The following is a 21,113-nucleotide window of genomic DNA, read 5'->3' on the forward strand; positions in this document are numbered from 1 at the left end:
TTGACGTCTGCATCGCGCATCCGACCCCTGTTCGCAACAGAGGGAAGCCCTTGGCTTGCAAGGGCCACAGCTCAACAGGAATGGATCAATTGCTCAGGCTAGCTGCAATCTTGGCGCAGCGGACTGCGGTGTTGAGAGGCGTCTCGCGCAAATCCGATCAGCCGATACCGCCGCAGTCGGCGAGTTCCACGACCAGATCGTGCGCAAGGCGTTCGACAAGACCGTCGAGGTCGGGTCGCAGCGTCTTGGCGAAGGCGTCGAAGAACTTGGCGATCCGGCGATCCGAACAGGATACTTCGGCTCCAACAGGCTCCAAGAGACGGTTGGCCGCCTCCACGATATCGTCGAGGCGAATGCTGGCGAGCGTTCGCTGCGACAGTCCGACACCCAGGTGATCGAATACCCGGGCGCGGTCCTCGGGGTCGTCGAATTCTGCCTCGACCTGATGAAGCACCGCCTCTGCACGTTCGGCGGCGCAGCATGGGATATGCAGGGCCGCGCGGCGTCCGATCTGGGCGGCCGCCTGCCAGGAACCGACAGGGGAGTGTGCGTTCCTGACGCGGCGTCGGTCGACGATGCTGCAATCGAACGGCCCGTCTGCGTCGACCTGCACAAGAAGCAACCCCTCGCCGGTGGCCCGTGCGCCCGCCTCGCACATATCGGCAAGGCCCACGGCAGCCAGCGTCTGCCGCGCCTGACGCGCTTCGGACACAAAGGAAAAGAGATGCAGCTTCCACTTGCCTGAGCACCAACCAGCCGTTTCGGCAGTCAATACCTCGCTACCGATCCGGGTTGTGGGCCGCGCATCGCCGTCTTTGGGCAGGTCCAGCCAAAGTGGAACGATGTGATCCAGCGGATCATCCGTCCCAGTGTGGCCTTTTGCTGTCGAACCTGTGTTTGGTATCTTTCGATAGTTGTTTGTAAGCACTTATGCAGCCCCCTGCGTACTTTCGATAGTCAGACACGCTTAAAGAGGGGTTTTGTGAACTGGATTCGCAGAAGTTGTGCAAAAACTTGTTATTCTTCCAGATTGTTCGAACGGGTCAGGGTTCCACCTGGAACAGACTGGCGCGCAGCGCGTCGACGGGCGTGTCAGGCGGCAGCGCGCGGGTAGAAGCTGTTGAAATGAAGACTACTGTCAAAAACATTGCAACGCCCGTGGCGACCCCGAAACCGCGGAGTCGAGGCTTGGTCAATCTGGCCTCAAGTGCGCGAAGGACCCCTGAGGGCGCCGGTTCTGCATGCGTTGGCCCGAAACTGAGCGACGGCTCGACGCGGCGCTGCGCCAGACCCGGAAGTGGAGTGAAAAGCAGATGGTCGTCACGTTCAGACGAAACAAGGGGTATTTCGCATTCAAACCCTTCGAGAGCTTCGGGTAGGCTCCCGTGTGGAAGCCGCAGGGCATAAGGGTGATGAGAGCCTCCCTTCACCGCTTCGCAATGTACCGCGAATCCGATGCCGTCATTGCGCACGAGCACCTCTGGGGTCGCAATTTCGCCCGTTGGTGCTGAAGGGTCGAGGATGACGAGCGCGCTGCCATCTGCGTCGATCCGAAGAACCGCCTTGGCGAACGGGCGCTTTCGCGCGGCGCCCGGGGCAATCGGCGCGTAGCCGGGCAACACGGCTGAAGCGGCGTGCGGGGCGTGGGTGGATTCCGCAACAGCGCTGGAGACATCGATCCCCTCTTCGGTCGCGAATGTGAAGTTCACAGCAAAGTCGTCAGCCTCCTCCACTGCTTCGGGGTTGGCGGCCAGAAATTCCTCGACACCGGATACAAGGCTGCGGACCGTGCTGAACGGCAGGTCGCACTCGGGATGCCCCTCGACGGGCGGATAGACCGCAGCCTTATCGAATGCGATTCCCGAAAGATCCCCGATGCGGCGCAGCAGCGATGCGCTGCTTTCCAGCCTGTGGATCGGAAAGATTTCAGCTTCCGGATCGCGTGTCCGAACCACTGCAACGCCAACGTCCTCTGGCCAGCCTGGTGGCCGCGCAAACTCGTCTGCGAGTAGGATGCGCACATGCGTGGCGGTCGCAGTTTCCATGAGCCCGGAACTCCATGCAGTGTCAAATTTGCGAAAAACATAATTTATCTCCTTTCCGCCTTCAATCCCTCTTTTTATGTGCTAGGAATAATAACGGTTTTCGCAAACTTTGACTATGAAAGGCATTCCGACATGATGATCCTGATCGGACTGGTCCTTGTCTTCGGATTGGTGTTCGGCGGCTTCGCCCTGTCGGGCGGCAAGTTCGACGTACTGCTACACGCCTTGCCTTTCGAGGGCATGATGATTGTCGGCGCCTCGGGCGGCGCTTTTGTCATGGCTAGTTCCGGGGCCCGGCTGAAGATGACGCTGGCCAGCCTGAAGCGGGTAGTCACGGGGCCGCGCTGGAACTCCAAGGACTATACGGATCTCCTCAGCCTGATGTTCGAACTCGCCCGGCTTCACCGCAGCAAGGGTGCTGTGGCGCTAGAGGGTCACATCGAACACCCGGGCGATTCGGATATTTTCAATCGTTACCCGCGCATTCTGAAGGACCAGGAATCGACAAACCTGATCGCGGACGCGTTCCGCCTGCTCAGCATGAACTTCGACGATCCCCATCAGATGGAGGACGTCCTGACGAAAAAGATCGAGGCGATTCACCACGAGAACATGATTCCGGTTCACGGTCTGAGCGTCGTTGCCGACGGGCTTCCGGCGATCGGAATCGTCGCGGCAGTGCTCGGTGTCATCAAGACGATGTCAGCGGTCGATCAGCCACCTGCGATCCTGGGCAAGATGCTAGGCGGCGCGCTTGTGGGCACCTTCCTCGGCGTCTTTCTCGCCTACTGCATCGTCGCTCCCGTCGTGACACGCCTGCAGGACATCGAGGAGCAGGATCTCGCTTTTTCCTACGTGATCCGGGATGTGGTCATCGCAATGCTGCATAACCATCCCGCCAACATCTGCGTCGAGATCGGACGCGGCACGATCCCGCCCCATCATCGTCCGAGTTTTCAGGACACCGAGACGGCACAGCGGGCGATTGCGGCATGACACGGCGCCTTGAAACATTGGCAATGCTCGGTCGCCTTCACGATCGCGAGCTCAAGTTGCGCGCGGCCGACCTTGCGAGTCTGCAAAACCAGGCATCTGTGCTGGACGCCGAACGCGCGGAACTCGAGCGGCGGCGCTATGAAGAGACATCGGTCGTGCTGACCGAAGCGATGCCCTACACAGCACAGTTTCTGCTTACGCTCCGACGCGAGCGGGACCGTATCGCGGTCGAGAAAGAAGGAGTCGAGAGCGCGGTGGAAGCCAAGCGGGACGAAGTGCTCGACACATGGCGCGATCAACGCTGCAACCAACATCTGCGCGATGCGCTATTGGCCCGCCTTTTGCAGGACCGGCGACGTTCCGAACAGGCAGAGGCGGATGAGCGCGGCGTCATGGATCACGCCCGCGCCGGCTCGATCATCCGGCGGCAAGCTCCTCGGGGCTGAGCGGAAGGCCGGCTTCATCAAGGAGCCCGTAGAGCGTCGCAAAAGTCTCGTCGGCGCTCAGGCTGTCCGAGCTGGCTTGGCAAAGGAACCCATCGGCGAGGGACGCGAATTGAATGGCGGCATCTGTCCGCGCATCTCCGCCAGCCCGATAAGCACCGATCCGGACGAGATCCTCCATCTCGGCGTTCAATGCCAGCGCGCGCCTGGCGGAGGTCATGATCGCGCGTTCCGCCGGCGCGTGACAATGTGGAAGCGCTCGAGAAACAGATTTCGCAATGTCGATGGCCGGATAACGCCCGCCCTCGGCGATCTTGCGATCAAGGATGATGTGACCGTCGAGAATGCCGCGGACGGTGTCGGCGATAGGTTCGTTGTGATCGTCACCATCCACGAGCACGGTGTAGATGGCTGTGATGTCGCCTTGCCCGGGAACGTTGCGCCCCGGTCCCGACCGTTCGAGCAGCCGTGGCAGTTCGGCAAAGACTGTCGGCGTGTAGCCGCGGCTTGTCGGCGGTTCACCGGCGGCAAGGCCGATTTCGCGCTGAGCCATCGCGAAGCGTGTCACGCTGTCGATCATCAGCAAGACATGCTGCCCCTGATCGCGCAGGAACTCGGCGATGGCAGTTGCGGTCCAGGCCGCCTGACGGCGTGTCAGCGGCGGCTGGTCCGAGGTTGCGACCACCAGCACCGACCGCGCCATGCCTTCCGGACCAAGGTCGCGCGAGATGAAATCCTGCACCTCGCGGCCGCGTTCACCAACAAGCCCGATCACGATGACATCGGCGTCGATCTGCCGCGCAAGCATCGCCATCAAGGTGGATTTCCCAACGCCCGAGCCCGCGAAGACGCCAAGCCGCTGGCCCCTGCAGATGGGTGTGAAGGCGTCTATCGCCTTGATGCGGGTCTCGAGCTTTTTTCCTGTAGAACGGCGCTGAAAGGCCTCTGGCGGGACCGCGCGTGGCGGATAGCAATGCGGGCCCTCGCAGAGCAAGGCGTCATCAAGCGGTTGCCCAAAGGCATCAAGGACCCGACCAAGCCAGCTTTCGTCCGGATAGATGTCGCCGCCGGCATCGATCAGCCGCACGTCGTCAGCAAGCGCGACGCCCTCCCAGGTGCCGAAAGGCAGGACAGTCGCCACATCGCGGTCAACCGCGACGATCTCGCCGCGGATCCTGTCCGCCACCTTGACATGCCCGCCCATCCGCGCTGCGGCGCCGAGCCCCGCGACCTCCAGTTCGAGGCCGCCGATCGACAGCACCTTTCCAAAGACCTCGCTCTCTGCGATTTGGCGTGTCCGGACCCTGAGCTCGGAGAACATCGTGCGCTCGCTCATGGACTCTTCCCCTAATCTGATTTCTGTGTTTAAAGCACTAAGCAACGTTTTTCGCAAGGGTGAGACATGGACGTGAACAAGACCTCCATATTCCAGATGGCGAGCCACCGGCTCGAGTGGCTGACAGCCCGCCAAAAGGTCGTCGCCGAAAATATCGCGAATGCCAACACGCCAGGCTACGTTGGTCGCGATGTGCAGAAATTCGAGGATTTTCTGAAGGACGACCGCTTTGGCGCGGAGCGCACCATAACCGAGGAGTCGGCGAGCCGATGGGGTGGCAGCAAGGATGGCAACACTGTCGTTCTTGAAGAGCAAACGATTCTCGCAAACCAGATCAGCGGCGAGTTCCGCCTCGCCTCTCGCCTCTACAGCAAGAGCCATCAGCTCATCGCGCTCGCATCCGGACGGAGATAGACATCATGGATATTCTCAGCGCACTCGGCCGCACGGCCTCCTCGGGCCTGACGGCACAGTCACAGCGGCTGCAGATCATCGCCGAGAACATGGCGAACGCCGATTCAACGGGATCGGCCGAGGGTGCGGACCCGTACCGGCGGCGGGTGGTTACCTTTGGGGACATGACCGACGAAGCCTCGGGCGCGACATTGGTCTCGGTAAGTTCCGTGATCGAGGACACGTCGCCATTCCGTTTGCGCCACGATCCGTTCCATCCGGCTGCCGATGCAGAGGGCTATGTTAAAACGCCCAACGTCGATCCGCTTCTCGAGCTTGCGAACATGCGCGAAGCGGCCCGGTCCTACGAGGCCAACCTGAACATGATGGAAACCGGCCGGAAGATGCGCGGCCAGATCATCGACATGCTGGGATAACCGCAATGATCGAGAGTACGAGCAGCTTTGTGACTGGCGCGGTTTCTCGCGCTTACAAGTCCGGCCAAGCCCTGCCGGCGGCCGCCCCTGCGCCGACGGAAAACGCCAGCCGGCCGAGCTTTGGCGAAGTCCTGGAGCGCACTGCGGCCGAAACGCTCGAAACCGTACGGCAGGGCGACCGGGCCGCGGTGGCGGGGCTTGCGGGCGCACTGCCCACCCAACAGGTGGTAGAGGCGACAATGGCGATGGAATCGGCGGTAAAGGTCACGGTTGCCGTGCGGGATCGCATGGTCGAGGCGTACCAGGAAATTCTGCGGATGGCGGTCTGACATGGCGCCGGCCGATGTCAGCGAGATCGTGGCGGAAACGATCTGGGTGATCCTGATCGCCGCCGGACCCGCGCTGACCGTGGCAATGGCGGTGGGCCTGGGGATCGCCCTCCTGCAGGCTCTGACCTCGGTGCAGGAAATGACCCTGACCTTTGTTCCCAAGCTCGCGGCAATCTTCGTGTGTGTCGCGCTGACCCTGCCGCTGATCTACGCGACACTCTTCGGCCTCAGCGAACGGGTCTTCGACCTGATCCAGTCAGGCGCGATCTGATGCGGCGCCTGTGTCTCGCCGTGACGCTGAGCTCTTTGCTGCCAGCGGCATCGGATGCCGGCATCTTCGACGGCCTTTTCTTTTTTCCCCCCGCGTCGGCTGTGGACGTTGCGGTTGGACCCGATCAGAGCCAGACGTCAGCGGCAGCCGGGCTTGACCAGGCGGTGTGCATCCGGGCGATCCGCCAGGCTGAGCGGGCCAATGGCATCCCGCACAACCTGCTGATGGCGCTTGGTTTGCAGGAAGCGGGAATGACCTTCCAGGGGGCGCGGACGATCTGGCCCTGGTCGGTGAACGTGGAGGGGCGGGGACACCGCTTCGACACCCGTCTTGAGGCCGAAGCTTTCGTGCAGGGGCAACTGGAGCGGGGCATCCGCTCCATCGACGTCGGTTGCCTGCAGATCAACCTGCGCTGGCATCCCGACGCCTTCCCGACGCCGCGTGACGGGTTCGACCCGGCCCTGAATGCCGATTACGCCGCGCGTTTCCTGCGCGACCTTCGCGCCCAGACTGGAGACTGGCGGCAAGCGGCGGGGCGCTATCATTCCGCCACGCCGGAACACAAGGCGCTGTATCTCAAGGGCGTCGACCGACAGCTCGCCACGCTCGAGTCTGGCGCGGTTGCGATCGATGCGCTGGCCGAGAAAGTTCCTCCCGCCCAGGCGGACGTGGTCGCCCCGATGCCCGTCACCCGAGCACCCGGCATTCGCGTGGCTGCGGCCGTGCCGCAGCGGATGAGGCCCTTGAAGACGTCCATCCGGCGAATTCCGCCGAGGGGTTCCACTTTCCTGCGCGTGCTGGAGCCGTTGCCCGCCTCGGTCACGAACCAGCACGCATCGCCCTCGCCTGTGGTCGAGCAGACAGGTGCCGGATGGTCCGCGGCCCTGTCGGACGCCGACGAAGGCGCCGCGTCCCTTTACGGCGGCGCCGCGCAGCCCCTTTTCTTACCCTCCCCACCGGCGCACTGATCCATGTCCCGCACAGTCCGACAGAAGTCGTCCACGCCTCTCGACACGGTCCTCGACCTTGTCGCTCCGCTTTTGCGCAACCGCGACGTCTCCTTTGCGGTCGGCATCGCGGTCATCCTCGCGGTGCTCTTCGTACCGTTGCCGTCGGTCCTGCTCGACCTCGGGCTCGCATTGTCCATCGCGCTGTCGATCCTGGTGCTGATGGTCGCACTCTGGGTCAACAAGCCGCTCGAGTTCAGCAGCTTTCCGACGCTTCTTCTCGTCGTCACCATGCTTCGGCTTGCGCTCAATGTCGCCTCGTCCCGGTTGATCCTGTCCGAGGGTCAGACCGGCACCGACGCGGCAGGCCATGTCATCGAGGGTATCGCAAGCTTTGTCGTGGGCGGCGACTTCGTGATCGGCGCGGTGGTGTTCTGTATCCTGATCGTCATCAACTTCATGGTGATCACGAAAGGCTCCAGCCGGATCGCCGAGGTCTCCGCACGGTTCTCGCTCGATGCGATGCCGGGCAAGCAGATGGCGATCGATGCGGATCTCGGCGCGGGCGTCATCGACGAGGAAGAAGCGCGCCGACGGCGCAAGGAAGTCGAGGGCGAGAGCAACTTTTTCGGCGCCATGGACGGCGCGGCAAAGTTCGTGCGCGGCGATGCCGTCGCCGGCATCATCATCACGCTGATCAACATACTTGGCGGGGTGCTGATCGGCATCCTGCGTCACGGCATGCCGGTCGGCGAAGCGATGCACAACTTCACCGTTCTTACCATAGGCGACGGGCTGGTCACGCAGATCCCGGCGCTCATTGTCTCGATCGCCGCAGGTATGATCGTCACGAAGGGCTCCAACGAAGGAATGGCAAGCGAGGCGGTGACTGCGCAGCTGGGCGCGAGTCCCAAGGCGTTGCACCTCGCTGCGGCGTTGGTCGGGGGGCTCGGGCTGCTTCCGGGCTTCCCGCACATGATGTTCCTCGCGCTGGCGGGTGGCCTGGCGCTGATCGGATTTTCAGTCCAGCGCGGCCTCGACCGGCAACGCGCCGAAGAGGAGGAGCAGGCGCGCCGGCCGCAGGCCGAAAACGCCGAAGATCAGACAGACCCGCTCAGGATCGACGCCATCTGCCTTGACCTCGGAACAGCGCTCATGGTGCTCGTCAACGATCTCGAAGCCTCGCTTCCGGGCAAGGTCCGAAGCCTGCGCAACCTCTTCATGGCCGAGTACGGTTTCATCCTGCCACCGGTACGGATCAAGGACGACGCGCATCTCAAGCCGCATGACTACCGTATCAGCATACAGGGTCTTGACGTCGCCACGGGCGAACTGCGCCCGGGCGGCCGTCTGCTGATCGACCCCGGAGACGAGGCCACAGCCATTCCGGGCGAACAGGTCCGAGAGCCGACCTTCGGCCTGAACGCGCGCTGGATCGACACATCGAGCGCGCCCGAGGCTGAGGCGGCAGGATTCACCGTGGTCGATCCCGAAAGCGTGGCGATCACCCACATGACCGAGGTCATCAAGGAACATCTGTCCGATCTTCTGACATTCGGGGCCACGCAGGATCTCATCAAGCGGCTCGACCGTGACTACCAGAAGCTCGTCAGCGACATACCGAACCCCGCGCCGGTGATCCTTCTTCAGCACGTCCTTCAGAACCTCCTGACCGAGCGCCTGTCGATCCGGAACTTGCCGATGATCGTGGAAGCGGTGGTCGAGGTCGCAGCGGTCACGAAGAACGTCACCCTCATCGGCGAACATGTCCGCCGGCGTCTGGCCGTGCAGATCTGCCATGGCCTCGAGGACGCAGAAGGCTTCGTGCCGGTGATCGTTCTGGGTCCCAAGTGGGATGCGGAGTTCGCAGCCAATATCCGGACCCAGGGCGACGAGACGATCTGCACGATGTCGCCTGCCAAGGTACAGGACTTCATCCTTGCGGCACGCGTTGAAATTCAGAAATTCGCAGCGCGTGACGAATGGCCCGGACTTCTCGTCAATGCCGATATCCGGCCCATCGTGCGCTCCATGCTGGAAAGGGTGAGCGGGCAGACGCAGGTCCTCTCGCATTCAGAAGTGCATCGAAAGGCCCGTCTGAAAACCGTCGCAACGATCGGAACGTGACAGGTGGATCCGACCCTCGCCCCCGACATCGTGAGCGGCTGGATTCACCTGGCCGCTCTTGCCTTCGCGCGGGTCGGAACCGCCGTCCTTCTTCTTCCCGGCTTTGGCGAAACGCAAATCCCGCCACGGATCCGCATCGCGCTCGGCCTTGTGCTGACGCTCTCGCTTCTGCCGATCCTGCCGCTCCCGGCGCCGCCGACGCAGGTCACCGCACTTGCGCTGCTGCTCGGCGCCGAGGCGGCGATCGGCATCTTCATCGGAACCGGCGCGCGCATTCTGGTTGCCTCGCTGCACCTGCTCGGCGCGCTCGTGGGCATGGTCTCGGGCCTCAGCAATGCCTTTGCCCCAAGCCAGGCCAATACCGAAGGCGCCACCGCGCTTGCCGCGCTCCTGACCGTGGCAGCGATTGCGCTCATCTTCGCGACCGACCTGCATCACATGATGATCTCCGCGATCCTGAACTCGTACATGATCCTGCCGCCCGGGCGGCTGCCGGTGGGCGACATGACCGACCAGATCGCCCGGCTCGGGGCCGGGGCGTTCCAGATTGCGACCAGCATGGCGACGCCCTTCCTGGTCATCGCCGTACTTCTCAACCTCGCACTTGGCCTCGCGAACCGCATCATGCCGACCATGCAGGTTTTCTTCGTGGCCGCGCCTGGCCTCATTCTCGCCGGGCTTACCGTCTTCGTCATCACGCTGCCCGCTGTTCTGGATCACATGATGATGGTGCTGTCCGACTGGCTCCTCGGACTGTCCCGGTAAGCCATGTCCGAGAATGAAGACGACAGCTCGAAGACCGAAGAGCCCTCCGAGCGAAAGCTCCGCAAAGCGCGCGACAAGGGCGATGTGCCGATCAGCCGTGATGTCGGGCACCTCCTGGGTTTCGGGGGGCTTCTGGGCATCGTTGTCCTGATGGCCACGGGCCCCGGTCTCGAGGCGACGCATTCGCTGGCACAACTCATGACACAGGCAACCGCGGCCGAGATCAGCGTCGGTGAGGCCGGCATCGGCGATTTGGGCGACCTCATCTTCGGCCCCTTGCGGCCGGCCGCCCTGATGACAGCCGGAGCGCTGAGCCTGCTGGGCGCAGGTGGGCTTCTGACGGGCCTTCTTCAGGGACCGTTTGCCGCCTCGGCCGAACGGATCCGGCCGAAGCCCGACAAGATTTCACCGATGAAGGGATTGAAGAAACTCACCTCGGCCGAGCATCTTGTCGACTTTCTGAAGAGCCTTCTCAAGCTGATGATGATCGGGGCCGTGGGGTTTTACGTCGTCTGGTCGGTGATGCGGGCGCTTCTGCCCGGCACCGTCGCGGGACCGGAATGGATTCCGGGCATGTTGGCGTCCGGCACCCTGAAGATGCTCGGACTCATCTGCGCATTCATGATGCCGATCGTGATCTTCGACCTTTTGTGGAAGCGATACAGCCACAACAAGAAGCAGCGCATGACCATCAAGGAGGTGCGCGACGAGCACAAGGAGACCGAAGGGGACCCGCACATCGCGGCCCGGCGCATGCAGATCCGCCGCGAGCGTGTTCGCCAGCGGATCTCTCAGTCGGTTCCCGCGGCGACGCTCGTTGTCACCAATCCGACACACTATGCCGTCGCGTTGCGATATGTACGAGGCGTTGATGTTGCACCGGTTTGCGTTGCGAAGGGAACGGATCTGGTGGCGGCGCGGATTCGTCGGATTGCGTATGACAGTGATGTCCCGGTGATCGAAAGTGCTGCGCTGGCGCGCGCGCTGCACGCGACGACGGAAATTGATCAGGTCATACCCGAGGCGCATTGGCAGGCGGTTGCCGGTCTGGTGAGTTTTGTATTGGATTTGCGAGGTCGGGTTCGTCGCGAGCTTCCGTTTGGGTCGCGGTTGCGGGGTCCTGGGGATGAGGATGCTGGGGTCTTCGGTGTCAGTCGAGGCGGACGATGACGGGGGCGCGGTCTCCTGGCAGGCGGGAGCGTTCGAGGATCACGCGGGAGATGGCGTTGGCGCGCATCGGGTCCATGGTTGCCATGATCGGGCCGGAGCTGCGTTCGGGCATCGCGGAGATGACGAGGACGGCCAGTTCGAGATCGGCTTCCTGCATGATGGCGGCGGCTTCTGCGGGTTTCATGGCCTCGTAGATTTTGACGAGCCGGGTGATGTCGGCGTTGTGGTCGCCCCGGGCCTGCTCGAGAAGGCGGCTGAGCTCGTCGCGCAGGGCGGCGAGCTGCTGGTTCTGCGACATCACGGCGGCGCGGGCCAGGTCGATCTCGGCGGCGCGCAGGTCGAGTTCGGCGGCGCGGGCGGCGAGCGCGTCATGTTCGGCCGCGATGGCGGCAAGCAGCTCCGGCAGCGCGTCTGCGGGCCCGGTTTGTGATCCGGCCTGCGATCTGGCCTGGGATGTGGCCTGGGATGTGGCCGGCGCATCGGGCAGCGTCCGGCGCGGCGTTCCGGTCCCGTCCCAGGCGGCGTCCGAGCCAGGGGGCAGGGTCGGCTCCGCGACGGCGGCGCCGGCGGGCCTTGCCAGGGCCAGGGCCGCATCGAGCCCCTCGGCGCCGGACAGCAGGGAGACCGCCTTGGCCCCGGCGAGCCCTGCGAAGGCGACGGCGCCGATCTTGACCAGCTTCAGCATCCGCGCCGCCTTCCGCGGACGATTTCCATCAGGGAGTTGATGAGGATTTCGCGGTCGTCTGCCGGCGCCGGGCGGGCCGGGCTGTCGGTCGCGTCGACGGACCGGTTGGCGTTGGCCGCGACCGTCTCGATGCGGGCGCTTTGTGCGCGCAGGTCGTGCACGGACTGCTCCGACCGGTCGACGGCGGCCGAGAAGGCGGCAAGGGCCGGTCCGAACTCGACAAGCGCGCGGCTCAGCCTGTCGAGCCGCCGCGACAGGACGACGCCATAGCCGATCCCGCCGAGCAGGAGCACCAGGATGGCGCCCTCGATGAGGTCCATATCGGCCATCACAGCGCCTCCAGCTCTTCAGGATCGGTGGGTTCGGCCGGTTCGCCCGCCTCCCGCTCGACCCGCAGCGCGATGTTGCCGCTCTTGAGACGGCCGGCATGTCCGAAGAGGATCGGGATGCCCGAGCACATCACCGTCACCTCCTGGTCGGGCAGGATGCCGAAGTCGATCTGCGTGCCCCGCTTCCAGCCGAGGATCTGGGCGAGCGGGATCCGCTTTTCGTGGATCCGGGCCGTGACGACGACGCTCGAGCCGGTGATGCGGCCCGCGATGTGGTCGCGCCAGGAGGTGTCGCCCCCCAGCTTGTCGCCGAGAAACATCGTCGATAGCCGCTCCTGCACCGGATCGAGCGTGCGCAACGGGATGATGATGCTGAAGCTGCCCTCGCAATCGTCGAGCCGGACCTCCATCCGGGCGATGGCGCAGGGCGTGTTGACGCCGTGGATCGCGCCGATCTCCTTGGGGGATTCGACCGCCTCGAGGCTGAACCGGGCCTCGGCGATCCGCGACATGTTGGTGGCGAGATCCTCGAGGATCAGGCGGAAGAGATGGCGCATGGTCTCGCGCTCGATCCCGGTCGGCGCCCGGGCGGGCGCGGCCCCGGGAACCGGTATGCCGCCGGTCAGCTTTTCCATCGCGGCGAAGACGAACTCGCTGTCCATCGACAGCGCGATCGCGCCGTTCCATTCCGGCGCCTGGGCCGTGGCGCAGATCGCATGCGGGTCCATCCCCGTGACCACCTCCCCCCAGCAGGCATAGGTCGTGCGGTCGAACCGGATATCGGTGAGCAGGCTCGCCCGGGCGCGGAACGAGGCTGCGGTCGCGGGCGCCATGCGCGAGAAGATGACGTCCAGCATCGGCAGCGGCTGGAAGCCGGCCGAGGCCTTGGCGATGATCTCTTCCTCGACGAGCCGGGTCTGGGGCGCGGTCAGCCCGGGTGCGGGCGCGTGCGGGTCGGTGTCTTCCATACGGGGTTCTCCCTCATTGGATAACGAGGTCCTGGATCAGGACCGCTTTCGCGTTCAGTTCGGGCGCCACGGCGCGGGCGCGGCGCAACAGCTCCTCGCGCAGCAGGGCAAAGCCGGCGCTGCCGCGCACGTCGCTTTCCCTGAGTTGCGACAGGTACTCGATGAACGCATCCCTCAGCTCGGCGGTGGGCGCCGGGGTGGTTTCGCCCGTGTCGTGGTCGTCGGCCACGGCGTCGGGATAGGCGACCACGAGAGGTGCGATGAGCAGATGGAGCCTTCCGCCGCCGGCCCGATCGGCGGGGATGACGACGGTGATCCGGCCGACCTCGACCTCCTGGCGGTCGCGCGCGGGCGCGTCCCTCTCTTCGGTGGCGGCGTGCGGCGGGTCTTCGGAGGCGGTGTCGTCGCCGAACACCATCCCGAAGGAGATGCCGGCGCCGACGCCGACCAGGAAGACGAGGGCAACCCCAAGGATCAGGACGATCCTGCCCCGCGAGGCGGGAGCTTCGGGAAGCGCCGTGACGCTGGACATGATGCGCGAACTCCGGGATCAGAAAGCTTTTCGCAAACCGTTACCCTGTCGGCGCCCGCTTGGGAAGCCCCGCGATCCGAATTTCCCGGGCCGCCCGGGGCAAAGCCCGCAGATCCGGGCCAACAGGCACAGGGCGTTGCAGGAAGGCTTCAACTTCCGGCACGGTCTTCGCCGGTCTTGAGATTGTTCAAAACTCGGTATATCCCGTTTTTCGCAAGCCACTTCCAGGGAATCCGCGGGGAGTCCACGGGCGGGCAGGTCAGGCGCCGGGGGGCCCGTGAACAACGTCATCGACAATCTGGCAGCACTCGGTCGCCGCCGTCTCGTCCTGCTGGGACTGACCGGGCTCGGCGTGCTTCTTGCCGTCGGCCTGGGGCTCGGCGTGGCGATGGCGCCGACCTACCGCCCGCTGGTGACGGATGCAACCGCAGCGGCGGGCGCGCAGATCTCCTCCGAACTCGAACGCGCAGGGCTGCGGCCCCGGGTTTCGCCCGACGGCACGATGATCAGCGTCCCCGAGGCCGACATCGCGCAGGCCCGCATGGCGCTGGCCGAGGCCGGCCTGCCGCCGGCCGACACGGCGGGATGGGCGCTTTTCGACAATGTCTCGGCCATCGGGATGAACAGCTTCCTGCAGAGGATCAACCGGCTGCGCGCGCTCGAGGGCGAACTCACCCGCTCGATCAAGAGCATGGACGTGGTGGAGGACGCCCGCGTCCACCTCGTCCTGCCCGAGCGCGAGACCTTCTCGCAGGAGCGGCCGGAGGCTTCGGCGTCGGTCATCGTCCGCACCCGCCGCGGGCAGGTGATGGAGCGCCGCCAGGCGCTCGCGATCCGGAGCCTCGTCGCGGCTGCGGTGCCCGATCTCGCGCCGGGGCGGGTGACGGTGCTTTCGGCCACCGGCCAGACGATCCTGGCCGAGGACGGCACCGAGACCGGGATCGGCGATGCGCAGCTTCAGATCGAGGAGCGCCTGCGGCGCAACATCGAGAGCATCCTCGGCGCCCATGTGGGGCCCGAGAACGTCCGCGTCCGCGTCACCGCCGAGCTTGACTCGACGCGCCGGGTCGTGGTGCAGGAGAGCTTCGATCCCGAGCAGGCGGTGCCGCGCACGATCACCTCGTCAAGCGAGGAGTCGCAATCCAGGGATGCCGATCCCGGCGCGGTCGACGTGGCCAACAACCTCGTCGCCGTCGAGCCGGCGGGCGGCGGGGGCAGCAGCTCGGAGAGCCGCTCCCGGCAATCCGAGGAACGGCAGTTCTCGATCGGCTCGGTCCGCTCCGAGCAGGTCACCGAGGCCGGCGGCATCAAGCGGCTGACCGTTGCGGCGGTGGTCAACGGCAGCTGGGACGGAGAGACCTATACCGAGCGGAGCCCGCAGGAGCTCGAGCGGCTGGCCTCCCTCGTGCGGACCGCGGCCGGCATCGACCAGGCCCGCGGTGACCTCGTCACGGTCGAAAGCTTCCGTTTCGCCGGGGACATGGCGCTTCTCGACAACGAGACCGGCGGCCTGTCGGAGCTCCTCGCGCTGCATCTGGGAACCGTCCTGCGCGCGCTCATCGGCCTGGCCGCGGTGGCGCTGGTTCTCCTGCTTGCGGTCCGCCCCGCCCTCCGGCATCTCGCCGGCCCGCGCGAGGCGGAGGTCGGCGGCGGGCTGCCGGCGCTCGGCGCCCCCGGGGAGGCCCCGATGGCCATGGCGCTTGCGGGACCGATGGCGATGGGCAGCGCCTTTGCGGACAGCCCGGGGCTTTCCGACGGGGCGCCGGGTGAAGGAGAGGCCGAGGGCGACTTCGTCTCCTTCTCGTCCTTCTCGGGCAACGTCATGCGGCAGTATGTCGACGACTTCAGCCGCCTTGTGGAAACCGAACCCGAAGCTTCCATGCGCACGATCCGCGCCTGGATCAACCAGAAGGGCTGACGGAAATGACGATGGCGCATCTGCTGTTCGCGCGCGACTTCGACGCGGAGATCGACGAGGAACGGCGTCTCGCCGCCTGCGTTGCGCCGGTCCATGGCCCGGACGAACTTGCCGCGGCGGTCGAAGCGGCCCGGCAGGAAGGCCTTGCGCAAGGCCGCGCCCAGGGCCTCGAGGAGGGCCGCGCGGAGATGCGCGCGGCGCTCGAGGCGCGGCGCGCAGACGCGCTCGAACAGCTCCTCCCCGAGATCGCCGCGCTGGTTGCAGATCGGGCGGCGTACCGGCAAGGCCTCGAGGCCGAGATGGTGGCCTATGTGCGGGACGTCTCCGAGCGGGTCCTGCCGGAGATCGTCCACGCCCTCGGGCGCCGGCGGCTCGATGCGGAAATCGCCCGCATCGTCAGGCGCGCCGTCGGCAGCCCGACGCTGGAGATACACCTGTCCCCCCTCGTGGCGGACACGTTCCCGGACACGTTTGCAGACATTCTTGCGGCCGGCGGCGACCACCAGGGCCCCGCCATCCGCGTGGTCCCCGATGCCGCGCTCGAGCCGTCCGAGGTCCGGGCGAGCTGGTGCAACGGCCGCTCGCGCCATTCCTTCCCGGCGCTCTGCCGGTCCATCCTCGCGCTCGTCGCCGACGCGGCGTCCGCCCCCCCTCCCGAAGCAGGAACAGGTCCAGAAGATGCTTAACCCGCCACAGCCCAACCTCCTTGACGACATGGCCAAGGACAGCCCCGCGCAGGAGGAGATCGACGGCCACAACATCAATTCGATGCTCAACGTGTCGCTGAACGTCCAGGTGGTGCTCGGCCAGGCGCGCATGTCGATCTCGCAGCTCCTCTCGCTGGCCCGCGGCTCGGTCATCGAGATCGACCGCAAGATCGGAGAACCGCTCGACGTGATGATCAATGACCGGCTCGTGGCCCGCGGCGACCTCGTCAAGGTGGGCGAGGACGGGATCGGCATCACGCTCACCGAGATCGTCAAGGACTACGTCTCGGTGATTGGCTGACAGATGCGCGGGGCCCTTCCCCTGGCCTGTCTCGTCGGTCTCTGCGCAGGGCCTGCCCTGGCGCAGGCCACGCCGATGGAGTCGCTTGGCCCGCTGCTCCGGGACCTGTCCGAGAGCCTTGGCGACGACGGCGGCGAGGCGTTGTCGGGACGGCTTGTCCAGCTCATCGGCCTGCTGACGGTCCTGTCGATCGCGCCGGGGCTGATGATCGTCATGACGTGCTTCACGCGCTTCGTGATCGTGTTGTCGATGCTCCGCATGGCGCTCGGGCTCAACCAGTCGCCGCCGAACCTCGTCATCACCTCGCTGGCGCTGTTCCTGACCTTCTTCGTGATGCAGCCGGTCTTCCAGGCCAGCTGGGACGAGGGCCTCGCGCCATTGCTCGAGGGCGCGATCACGGAGGAGCAGGCGGTGCCGCGGATCGCCATGCCGTTCCACCGCTTCATGGCGGCCAACACCCGCGAGATCGACATCGCGCTCTTCGAACGCTACGCCGCCGGGGGCGCCGGCAGCCAGGAGGCCCTGGCGCCTCCGGGCGCGGCCATGGCGGCCGAGCCACCGGACGGACCGGACGACCGCGCCGGGGTCTCGTGGTCGGTCCTCGTGCCCGCCTTCATGATCTCCGAACTGCGGCGGGCCTTCACCATCGGCTTCCTGATCTACCTGCCTTTCGTCGCGATCGACCTCATCGTGGCGTCGATCCTCATGGGCGCCGGCATGATGATGCTGTCGCCGGTGATGATCTCGTTGCCCTTCAAGGTCATCTTCTTCGTGCTCATCGACGGCTGGTACATGCTGGCCGGTTCGCTCATCCAGTCCTACGCGGCATACTAAGCCCGAACACGCAGGCCCTCCCATGAAAATCCCCCCCGACGACATTCGCCTGCGCGGCATCGAGAAGGCCGCGATCCTGTTCATCTGCCTGGGCGAGTCGCGCGGCTCCGAACTGATGCGCCAGCTGTCGACCCCCGAGATCCAGGCCCTCGTATCGGCGATGTCGACGCTCGGCACGATCCCCGCCGCAACGGTCGAGACCGTGCTCAAGGAGTTCTCCGAGAACGTCTCGGGCTCCGCCGGCGTCCAGGGCTCGATCGAGATGGCCGAGCGGCTTCTGCTGAACTTCATGAACGAGGACCAGGTGGCCGAGATCATGGGCGAGCTGAAGGGCCCGGCAAGCGGCCGCAACGTCTGGGAGGCCCTCTCCACCCTCAACGAGCAGACCATCGCGAGCTGGCTCAAGGGCGAGCACGACCAGACCATCGCCGCGATCATGACGAAGGTCAAACCCGACGTCGCCGCGCGCGTCGTGCCGCTCTTCGGACCCGAGCGGATGGCCGACATCACGACCCGGATGATCCGCATCGACATGCTGCCCCGCCACGTGACCGAAACCCTCGAGAACGTCGTCCGCAACGAACTCCTCACCGCCGCCTCGCGCAAGACAAGCCACGATTCAAAGCAACGCATGGCAGACATGTTCAACAAGATGGACGGCGCCGTCTTCGACCGGCTGTCCGAGGCCCTCGAACAGCGCGCGCCCACCGACTTCATCGCGATCAAGCAGAAGATGTTCACCTTCGACGATCTCATCCGCCTCGACGCAAACGCGCTTCAGCGCATCATCCGCATGGCCGACGGAAAACTCCTCGCGCTCGCGCTGCGCGGCGCAAAAAAACCCATCCGCGACGGCATCATGGAAACCCTCACCCTGCGGATGCAGGACATGCTGCGCGCCGAAATGCAGGACATGGGTCCCGTCCGAGCCCGCGACACTCGCGAAGCACAATCCGCCCTCATCGACATCGCAAACGACCTCGCAAGACAGGAAATCATCCGCCTCCCAACCCAGGAAGACGAACTCCTCGAATGACAAACACCCTCATCTCTATACTCAAAATCAACGGCGATACGCCGACAAAGAAAAACGGCTGACACCGCGGCCCGGGCGGGCCCGTCATGAGCAGGGGCTGCGAAGCATCAAATCGTTCAGCAAGCTCGAAGGCCAATTGTCGAAATCGACAATCCACCTATCAAAGCAATTTCGTGTCCAAAGTGGAAACTCGCCATCTGCGCAACACAACTTAAGAGGATATCGATATCCAAAGAAAACTTCCGTAAATTGCATTAAAGCAGGAAAAGGCAGAAATTGGGCAAAATTGGGCAAAAGCTGTGGAATTTTGTAGCAAACTCTGAAAAGTTAACATTCAGGTTGTGAGCAAGGGGAGGAAGAACACCGTAGCTTGACCGATTTTTGCGCCGATCAATGGCATCTTGATACAGCACTGGTCACCTAGGATTGCCTAGAACCAATTCATTTTAAATCCCGTTGTACCAACTCGGTAATGGAGCCCTTTCGGCAACCAAATGGAGACGTGCGGAAAAAATGTCCGTGAAAATGCCAAAGCAAGACATTTAAGAAAACAGCCCAATTTTAGAGACCTGATTAATGAAATTCCCAAAGCTTCTCTTCACGACAGCCCTCAGCCTTTTGATGAGCGCCGGTCTTGCCGATGACGAGCTTCTTGATCGTAACGGCTCCGGCACCTCAGTGCTGGTCGGTAAGTCTGGTGGCACAGGCATCATCGCGGGCCGTGACGTTGCCGACTTGGCGACGAATACAGAGCATCATCGCTCGTCAACGGAAATTGAAACACGTTCACCACCTTGCTGGATGACTCCGGCAACAAGCTTACAGGCCGGCGACTGGAAGCAAGTCGTCGTTGTGTCGGTCGGAACTGGCAACTTTTCCAGCACGACGCACCGCGCCTCCTCAAACTTGTCGGGGATCTCGCAAGAACCGCATGTTTAACGTCCCCGGGAGCGGCCCACGCTCCCGGCATCTACCAACCTGAATTCTACAAGGGAGAATTACCATGAAACTGTCCAGGCTTATCTTCACCACATCCACTGCGCTTGGCCTATCGATGACTGCGGTACTTGCAGATGGCAATGAAACCGAATTGGCACAATCCGGAAATGACAACTCGACGCTGATCGATCAGTCCCTTGCGACCAATTCCGACGTGGGTGTGCTGGGGTCCATTCCCGCGGCAACACAGAACGGCGATGACAACGTTCTCGTCATCAGCCAAGCCGGTGATGCCAACAGGATTGCAAGTAACGCGGCGGCGGCAATTCTCCTTCAGGATGGCACTGAAAACAATGGCAGCATCGAGCAAAGCCGCACGATCCCGCCGACATCACCCTCCACAAGCACGGGCAACGTGGTGACCGTGATGCGCCAAGAGGGTGCTGGCAATGATGTGACGATTTCGCAAACGAGCGACCAGAATCGCAACTATGCAAACGTTCGGCAGAACAATGCCGGCAATAGTGCAGATGGCAATACGGCCAGTGTGACTCAGGTCAACACCGCTCCGGACAACCAGAATGCCAACCGCAACGAAGTGTCCTCTGGCCCAGGTCACGTTGGCGGGGTTGTCCAGAACGGCAAGCGCAACACGGCGGCGGTTGAGCAGCAGGGTCAGGGCCTCCGCCTGAGACTGTTGGAGCAAGTTGGTGATGATAACGATGCGAATGTTGTTCTCACCGGCGTTGACAATGGACAGCCGGATTTGACTGTCGGTGGGCCGTCGGGCTCTGTCGGTGCGTTTAGCCGCGAGGTCTTGCAACTTGGCGATCTGAACCAGACCGACGTGAACATTTCAGGGATGGCCAATGCCTACGGCGTGAAGCAGCAGGGCAACGAAAACGATGCATTGGGCATCATGGTGACGGGGAACAACAACTCTGTCGGAGTAGGTCAATTCGGAGACCTCAACGAGATCTCTCTTGCGACCGTGGCCGGCGACCTGAACAGCATTGGGTTCGAACAGGTCGGAAATGAGAATTTCGCTTTGGCCACAGTGAACGGAAACCAGAACGAGGCACTTGTCAGCCAGGTTGGTGACCGCAATGAAACGCGCCTCGACGTCGACGGCAATTTCAACGAGGCCGAACTGAAAGTCACCGGAGACGACAACTATCTCAACGGATTTCAGAAACAGCGCCGCAACGACATGTTCGTGACCCTCGACGGGAGCGGCAACAACAATCTGCTTGCCTCTGACCCCTTCAACGGATCGGCGTTGATTGCACGTGATTTCGTGCGCGCCAGCGGCGGATTGAAAAGCGCGGATTTCCGGCGTGGCGACCTGATCCAGATCGGATATGGAGGATCGGGCAATTCGAGAAACAGCGTGTTCATCACCGGCACGAATGCCGACAACAACAGCTTCGCCACCTACCAGAACGGCAATCGCAACGCGACTGTCGGGTCGATCACGGATGGAACCATGAACCAGGCCGTCGTTGCCCAGATCGGCGATGACAACAGTGCCACCTTCAGCCAGGTCGGCAATGGCAACAACGCCGGGATCATCCAATAGGCCGTAGAACCATCCGCGCGAAATGC

The 21,113-nt window shown here is 63.9% G+C and carries 24 protein-coding genes; 17 read left to right on the plus strand and 7 right to left on the minus strand.

Translation table 11 applies throughout. From position 1 onward, the window contains the following. Positions 1 to 157: 157 nt before the first annotated feature. Positions 158 to 712, minus strand: coding sequence for a hypothetical protein (locus LCF60_RS05420; RefSeq protein WP_292290245.1), 555 nt, complete (start codon positions 710 to 712; stop codon positions 158 to 160). 331 nt (positions 713 to 1,043) lie between these two features. Beyond that, a complete protein-coding gene (locus LCF60_RS05425) occupies positions 1,044 to 2,045 on the minus strand; it encodes a hypothetical protein (protein WP_292290246.1) in 1,002 nt (333 codons plus the stop codon). Between the two features lie 132 nt (positions 2,046 to 2,177). Here LCF60_RS05425 and motA point away from each other — a divergent pair, with 132 nt between their 5' ends. Both motA and LCF60_RS05435 read left to right on the plus strand, forming a co-directional pair. Continuing rightward, positions 2,178 to 3,041: a flagellar motor stator protein MotA gene (gene motA, locus LCF60_RS05430; protein ID WP_292290380.1), complete on the plus strand. Its 864-nt coding sequence runs from the start codon at positions 2,178 to 2,180 to the stop codon at positions 3,039 to 3,041. Positions 3,042 to 3,064: 23 nt separating this feature from the next. Next, positions 3,065 to 3,487: a hypothetical protein gene (locus LCF60_RS05435; RefSeq protein ID WP_292290247.1), complete on the plus strand. Its 423-nt coding sequence runs from the start codon at positions 3,065 to 3,067 to the stop codon at positions 3,485 to 3,487. Here LCF60_RS05435 and LCF60_RS05440 read toward each other — a convergent pair. Beyond that, positions 3,459 to 4,820, minus strand: coding sequence for a FliI/YscN family ATPase (locus LCF60_RS05440; RefSeq protein ID WP_292290248.1), 1,362 nt, complete (start codon positions 4,818 to 4,820; stop codon positions 3,459 to 3,461). The genes LCF60_RS05435 and LCF60_RS05440 overlap by 29 nt on opposite strands. A gap of 66 nt (positions 4,821 to 4,886) precedes the next feature. On the opposite strand from LCF60_RS05440, the gene LCF60_RS05445 reads away from it, so the two are divergent. Genes LCF60_RS05445 through LCF60_RS05480 form a run of 8 tightly spaced genes read left to right on the plus strand, consistent with a single transcriptional unit; the run spans position 4,887 to position 11,259 of the window. Continuing rightward, the gene (locus LCF60_RS05445) at positions 4,887 to 5,234 is read left to right on the plus strand and encodes a flagellar basal body protein (protein WP_292290249.1); all 348 of its coding nucleotides are present in this window, start codon (positions 4,887 to 4,889) and stop codon (positions 5,232 to 5,234) included. A gap of 5 nt (positions 5,235 to 5,239) precedes the next feature. Beyond that, a complete protein-coding gene (gene flgC, locus LCF60_RS05450) occupies positions 5,240 to 5,650 on the plus strand; it encodes a flagellar basal body rod protein FlgC (protein WP_292290251.1) in 411 nt (136 codons plus the stop codon). 5 nt (positions 5,651 to 5,655) lie between these two features. Continuing rightward, positions 5,656 to 5,979, plus strand: a complete 324-nt coding sequence (locus tag LCF60_RS05455; RefSeq protein ID WP_292290252.1) for a flagellar hook-basal body complex protein FliE — start codon at positions 5,656 to 5,658, stop codon at positions 5,977 to 5,979. 1 nt (position 5,980) lies between these two features. Next, positions 5,981 to 6,250, plus strand: coding sequence for a flagellar biosynthetic protein FliQ (locus LCF60_RS05460; RefSeq protein ID WP_292290254.1), 270 nt, complete (start codon positions 5,981 to 5,983; stop codon positions 6,248 to 6,250). Next, positions 6,250 to 7,218, plus strand: a complete 969-nt coding sequence (locus tag LCF60_RS05465; RefSeq protein WP_292290256.1) for a transglycosylase SLT domain-containing protein — start codon at positions 6,250 to 6,252, stop codon at positions 7,216 to 7,218. The genes LCF60_RS05460 and LCF60_RS05465 overlap by 1 nt, the downstream gene beginning before the upstream one ends. Positions 7,219 to 7,221: 3 nt before the next feature. Beyond that, a complete protein-coding gene (flhA, locus tag LCF60_RS05470) occupies positions 7,222 to 9,324 on the plus strand; it encodes a flagellar biosynthesis protein FlhA (protein WP_292290257.1) in 2,103 nt (700 codons plus the stop codon). 3 nt (positions 9,325 to 9,327) lie between these two features. Continuing rightward, positions 9,328 to 10,089 carry a flagellar biosynthetic protein FliR gene (locus LCF60_RS05475; protein WP_292290258.1) on the plus strand — a complete coding sequence of 254 codons (762 nt, stop codon included), beginning with the start codon at positions 9,328 to 9,330 and terminating at the stop codon, positions 10,087 to 10,089. Between the two features lie 3 nt (positions 10,090 to 10,092). Beyond that, the gene (locus LCF60_RS05480; protein WP_292290259.1) at positions 10,093 to 11,259 is read left to right on the plus strand and encodes a flagellar type III secretion system protein FlhB; all 1,167 of its coding nucleotides are present in this window, start codon (positions 10,093 to 10,095) and stop codon (positions 11,257 to 11,259) included. On the opposite strand, the gene LCF60_RS05485 is transcribed toward LCF60_RS05480, so the two are convergent. Genes LCF60_RS05485 through LCF60_RS05500 form a run of 4 tightly spaced genes read right to left on the minus strand, consistent with a single transcriptional unit; the run spans position 11,240 to position 13,773 of the window. Beyond that, positions 11,240 to 11,944 carry a hypothetical protein gene (locus LCF60_RS05485; RefSeq protein WP_292290260.1) on the minus strand — a complete coding sequence of 235 codons (705 nt, stop codon included), beginning with the start codon at positions 11,942 to 11,944 and terminating at the stop codon, positions 11,240 to 11,242. The genes LCF60_RS05480 and LCF60_RS05485 overlap by 20 nt on opposite strands. Next, the gene (locus LCF60_RS05490) at positions 11,938 to 12,273 is read right to left on the minus strand and encodes a hypothetical protein (RefSeq protein ID WP_292290261.1); all 336 of its coding nucleotides are present in this window, start codon (positions 12,271 to 12,273) and stop codon (positions 11,938 to 11,940) included. Before LCF60_RS05490 ends, LCF60_RS05485 begins: the two co-directional genes overlap by 7 nt. After that, a complete protein-coding gene (locus LCF60_RS05495) occupies positions 12,273 to 13,241 on the minus strand; it encodes a FliM/FliN family flagellar motor switch protein (RefSeq protein ID WP_292290262.1) in 969 nt (322 codons plus the stop codon). Before LCF60_RS05495 ends, LCF60_RS05490 begins: the two co-directional genes overlap by 1 nt. Positions 13,242 to 13,254: 13 nt before the next feature. Further along, positions 13,255 to 13,773, minus strand: a complete 519-nt coding sequence (locus LCF60_RS05500) for a flagellar basal body-associated FliL family protein (protein WP_292290263.1) — start codon at positions 13,771 to 13,773, stop codon at positions 13,255 to 13,257. Between the two features lie 277 nt (positions 13,774 to 14,050). On the opposite strand from LCF60_RS05500, the gene fliF reads away from it, so the two are divergent. The 7 genes from fliF (at position 14,051) to LCF60_RS05535 (ending at position 21,087) form a co-directional block, all read left to right on the plus strand. Further along, positions 14,051 to 15,691, plus strand: coding sequence for a flagellar basal-body MS-ring/collar protein FliF (fliF, locus tag LCF60_RS05505; protein WP_292290264.1), 1,641 nt, complete (start codon positions 14,051 to 14,053; stop codon positions 15,689 to 15,691). Between the two features lie 11 nt (positions 15,692 to 15,702). After that, on the plus strand, positions 15,703 to 16,377 hold the full coding sequence (locus LCF60_RS05510; RefSeq protein WP_292290266.1) for a hypothetical protein: 675 nt from the start codon (positions 15,703 to 15,705) through the stop codon (positions 16,375 to 16,377). Beyond that, positions 16,370 to 16,699: a flagellar motor switch protein FliN gene (fliN, locus tag LCF60_RS05515; RefSeq protein ID WP_292290268.1), complete on the plus strand. Its 330-nt coding sequence runs from the start codon at positions 16,370 to 16,372 to the stop codon at positions 16,697 to 16,699. The genes LCF60_RS05510 and fliN overlap by 8 nt, the downstream gene beginning before the upstream one ends. 3 nt (positions 16,700 to 16,702) lie before the next feature. Continuing rightward, positions 16,703 to 17,533: a flagellar type III secretion system pore protein FliP gene (gene fliP / locus LCF60_RS05520; protein ID WP_292290269.1), complete on the plus strand. Its 831-nt coding sequence runs from the start codon at positions 16,703 to 16,705 to the stop codon at positions 17,531 to 17,533. Positions 17,534 to 17,555: 22 nt separating this feature from the next. After that, positions 17,556 to 18,569, plus strand: a complete 1,014-nt coding sequence (locus LCF60_RS05525; RefSeq protein WP_292290270.1) for a flagellar motor switch protein FliG — start codon at positions 17,556 to 17,558, stop codon at positions 18,567 to 18,569. A 576-nt stretch (positions 18,570 to 19,145) separates the two neighbouring features. After that, positions 19,146 to 19,508: a hypothetical protein gene (locus LCF60_RS05530; protein ID WP_292290272.1), complete on the plus strand. Its 363-nt coding sequence runs from the start codon at positions 19,146 to 19,148 to the stop codon at positions 19,506 to 19,508. Positions 19,509 to 19,722: 214 nt separating this feature from the next. Continuing rightward, a complete protein-coding gene (locus LCF60_RS05535; RefSeq protein ID WP_292290273.1) occupies positions 19,723 to 21,087 on the plus strand; it encodes a hypothetical protein in 1,365 nt (454 codons plus the stop codon). Positions 21,088 to 21,113 lie beyond the last annotated feature (26 nt).

This window comes from Marivita sp. (assembly GCF_020055635.1).
In the GTDB taxonomy this organism is placed as follows: Bacteria; Pseudomonadota; Alphaproteobacteria; order Rhodobacterales; family Rhodobacteraceae; genus Marivita.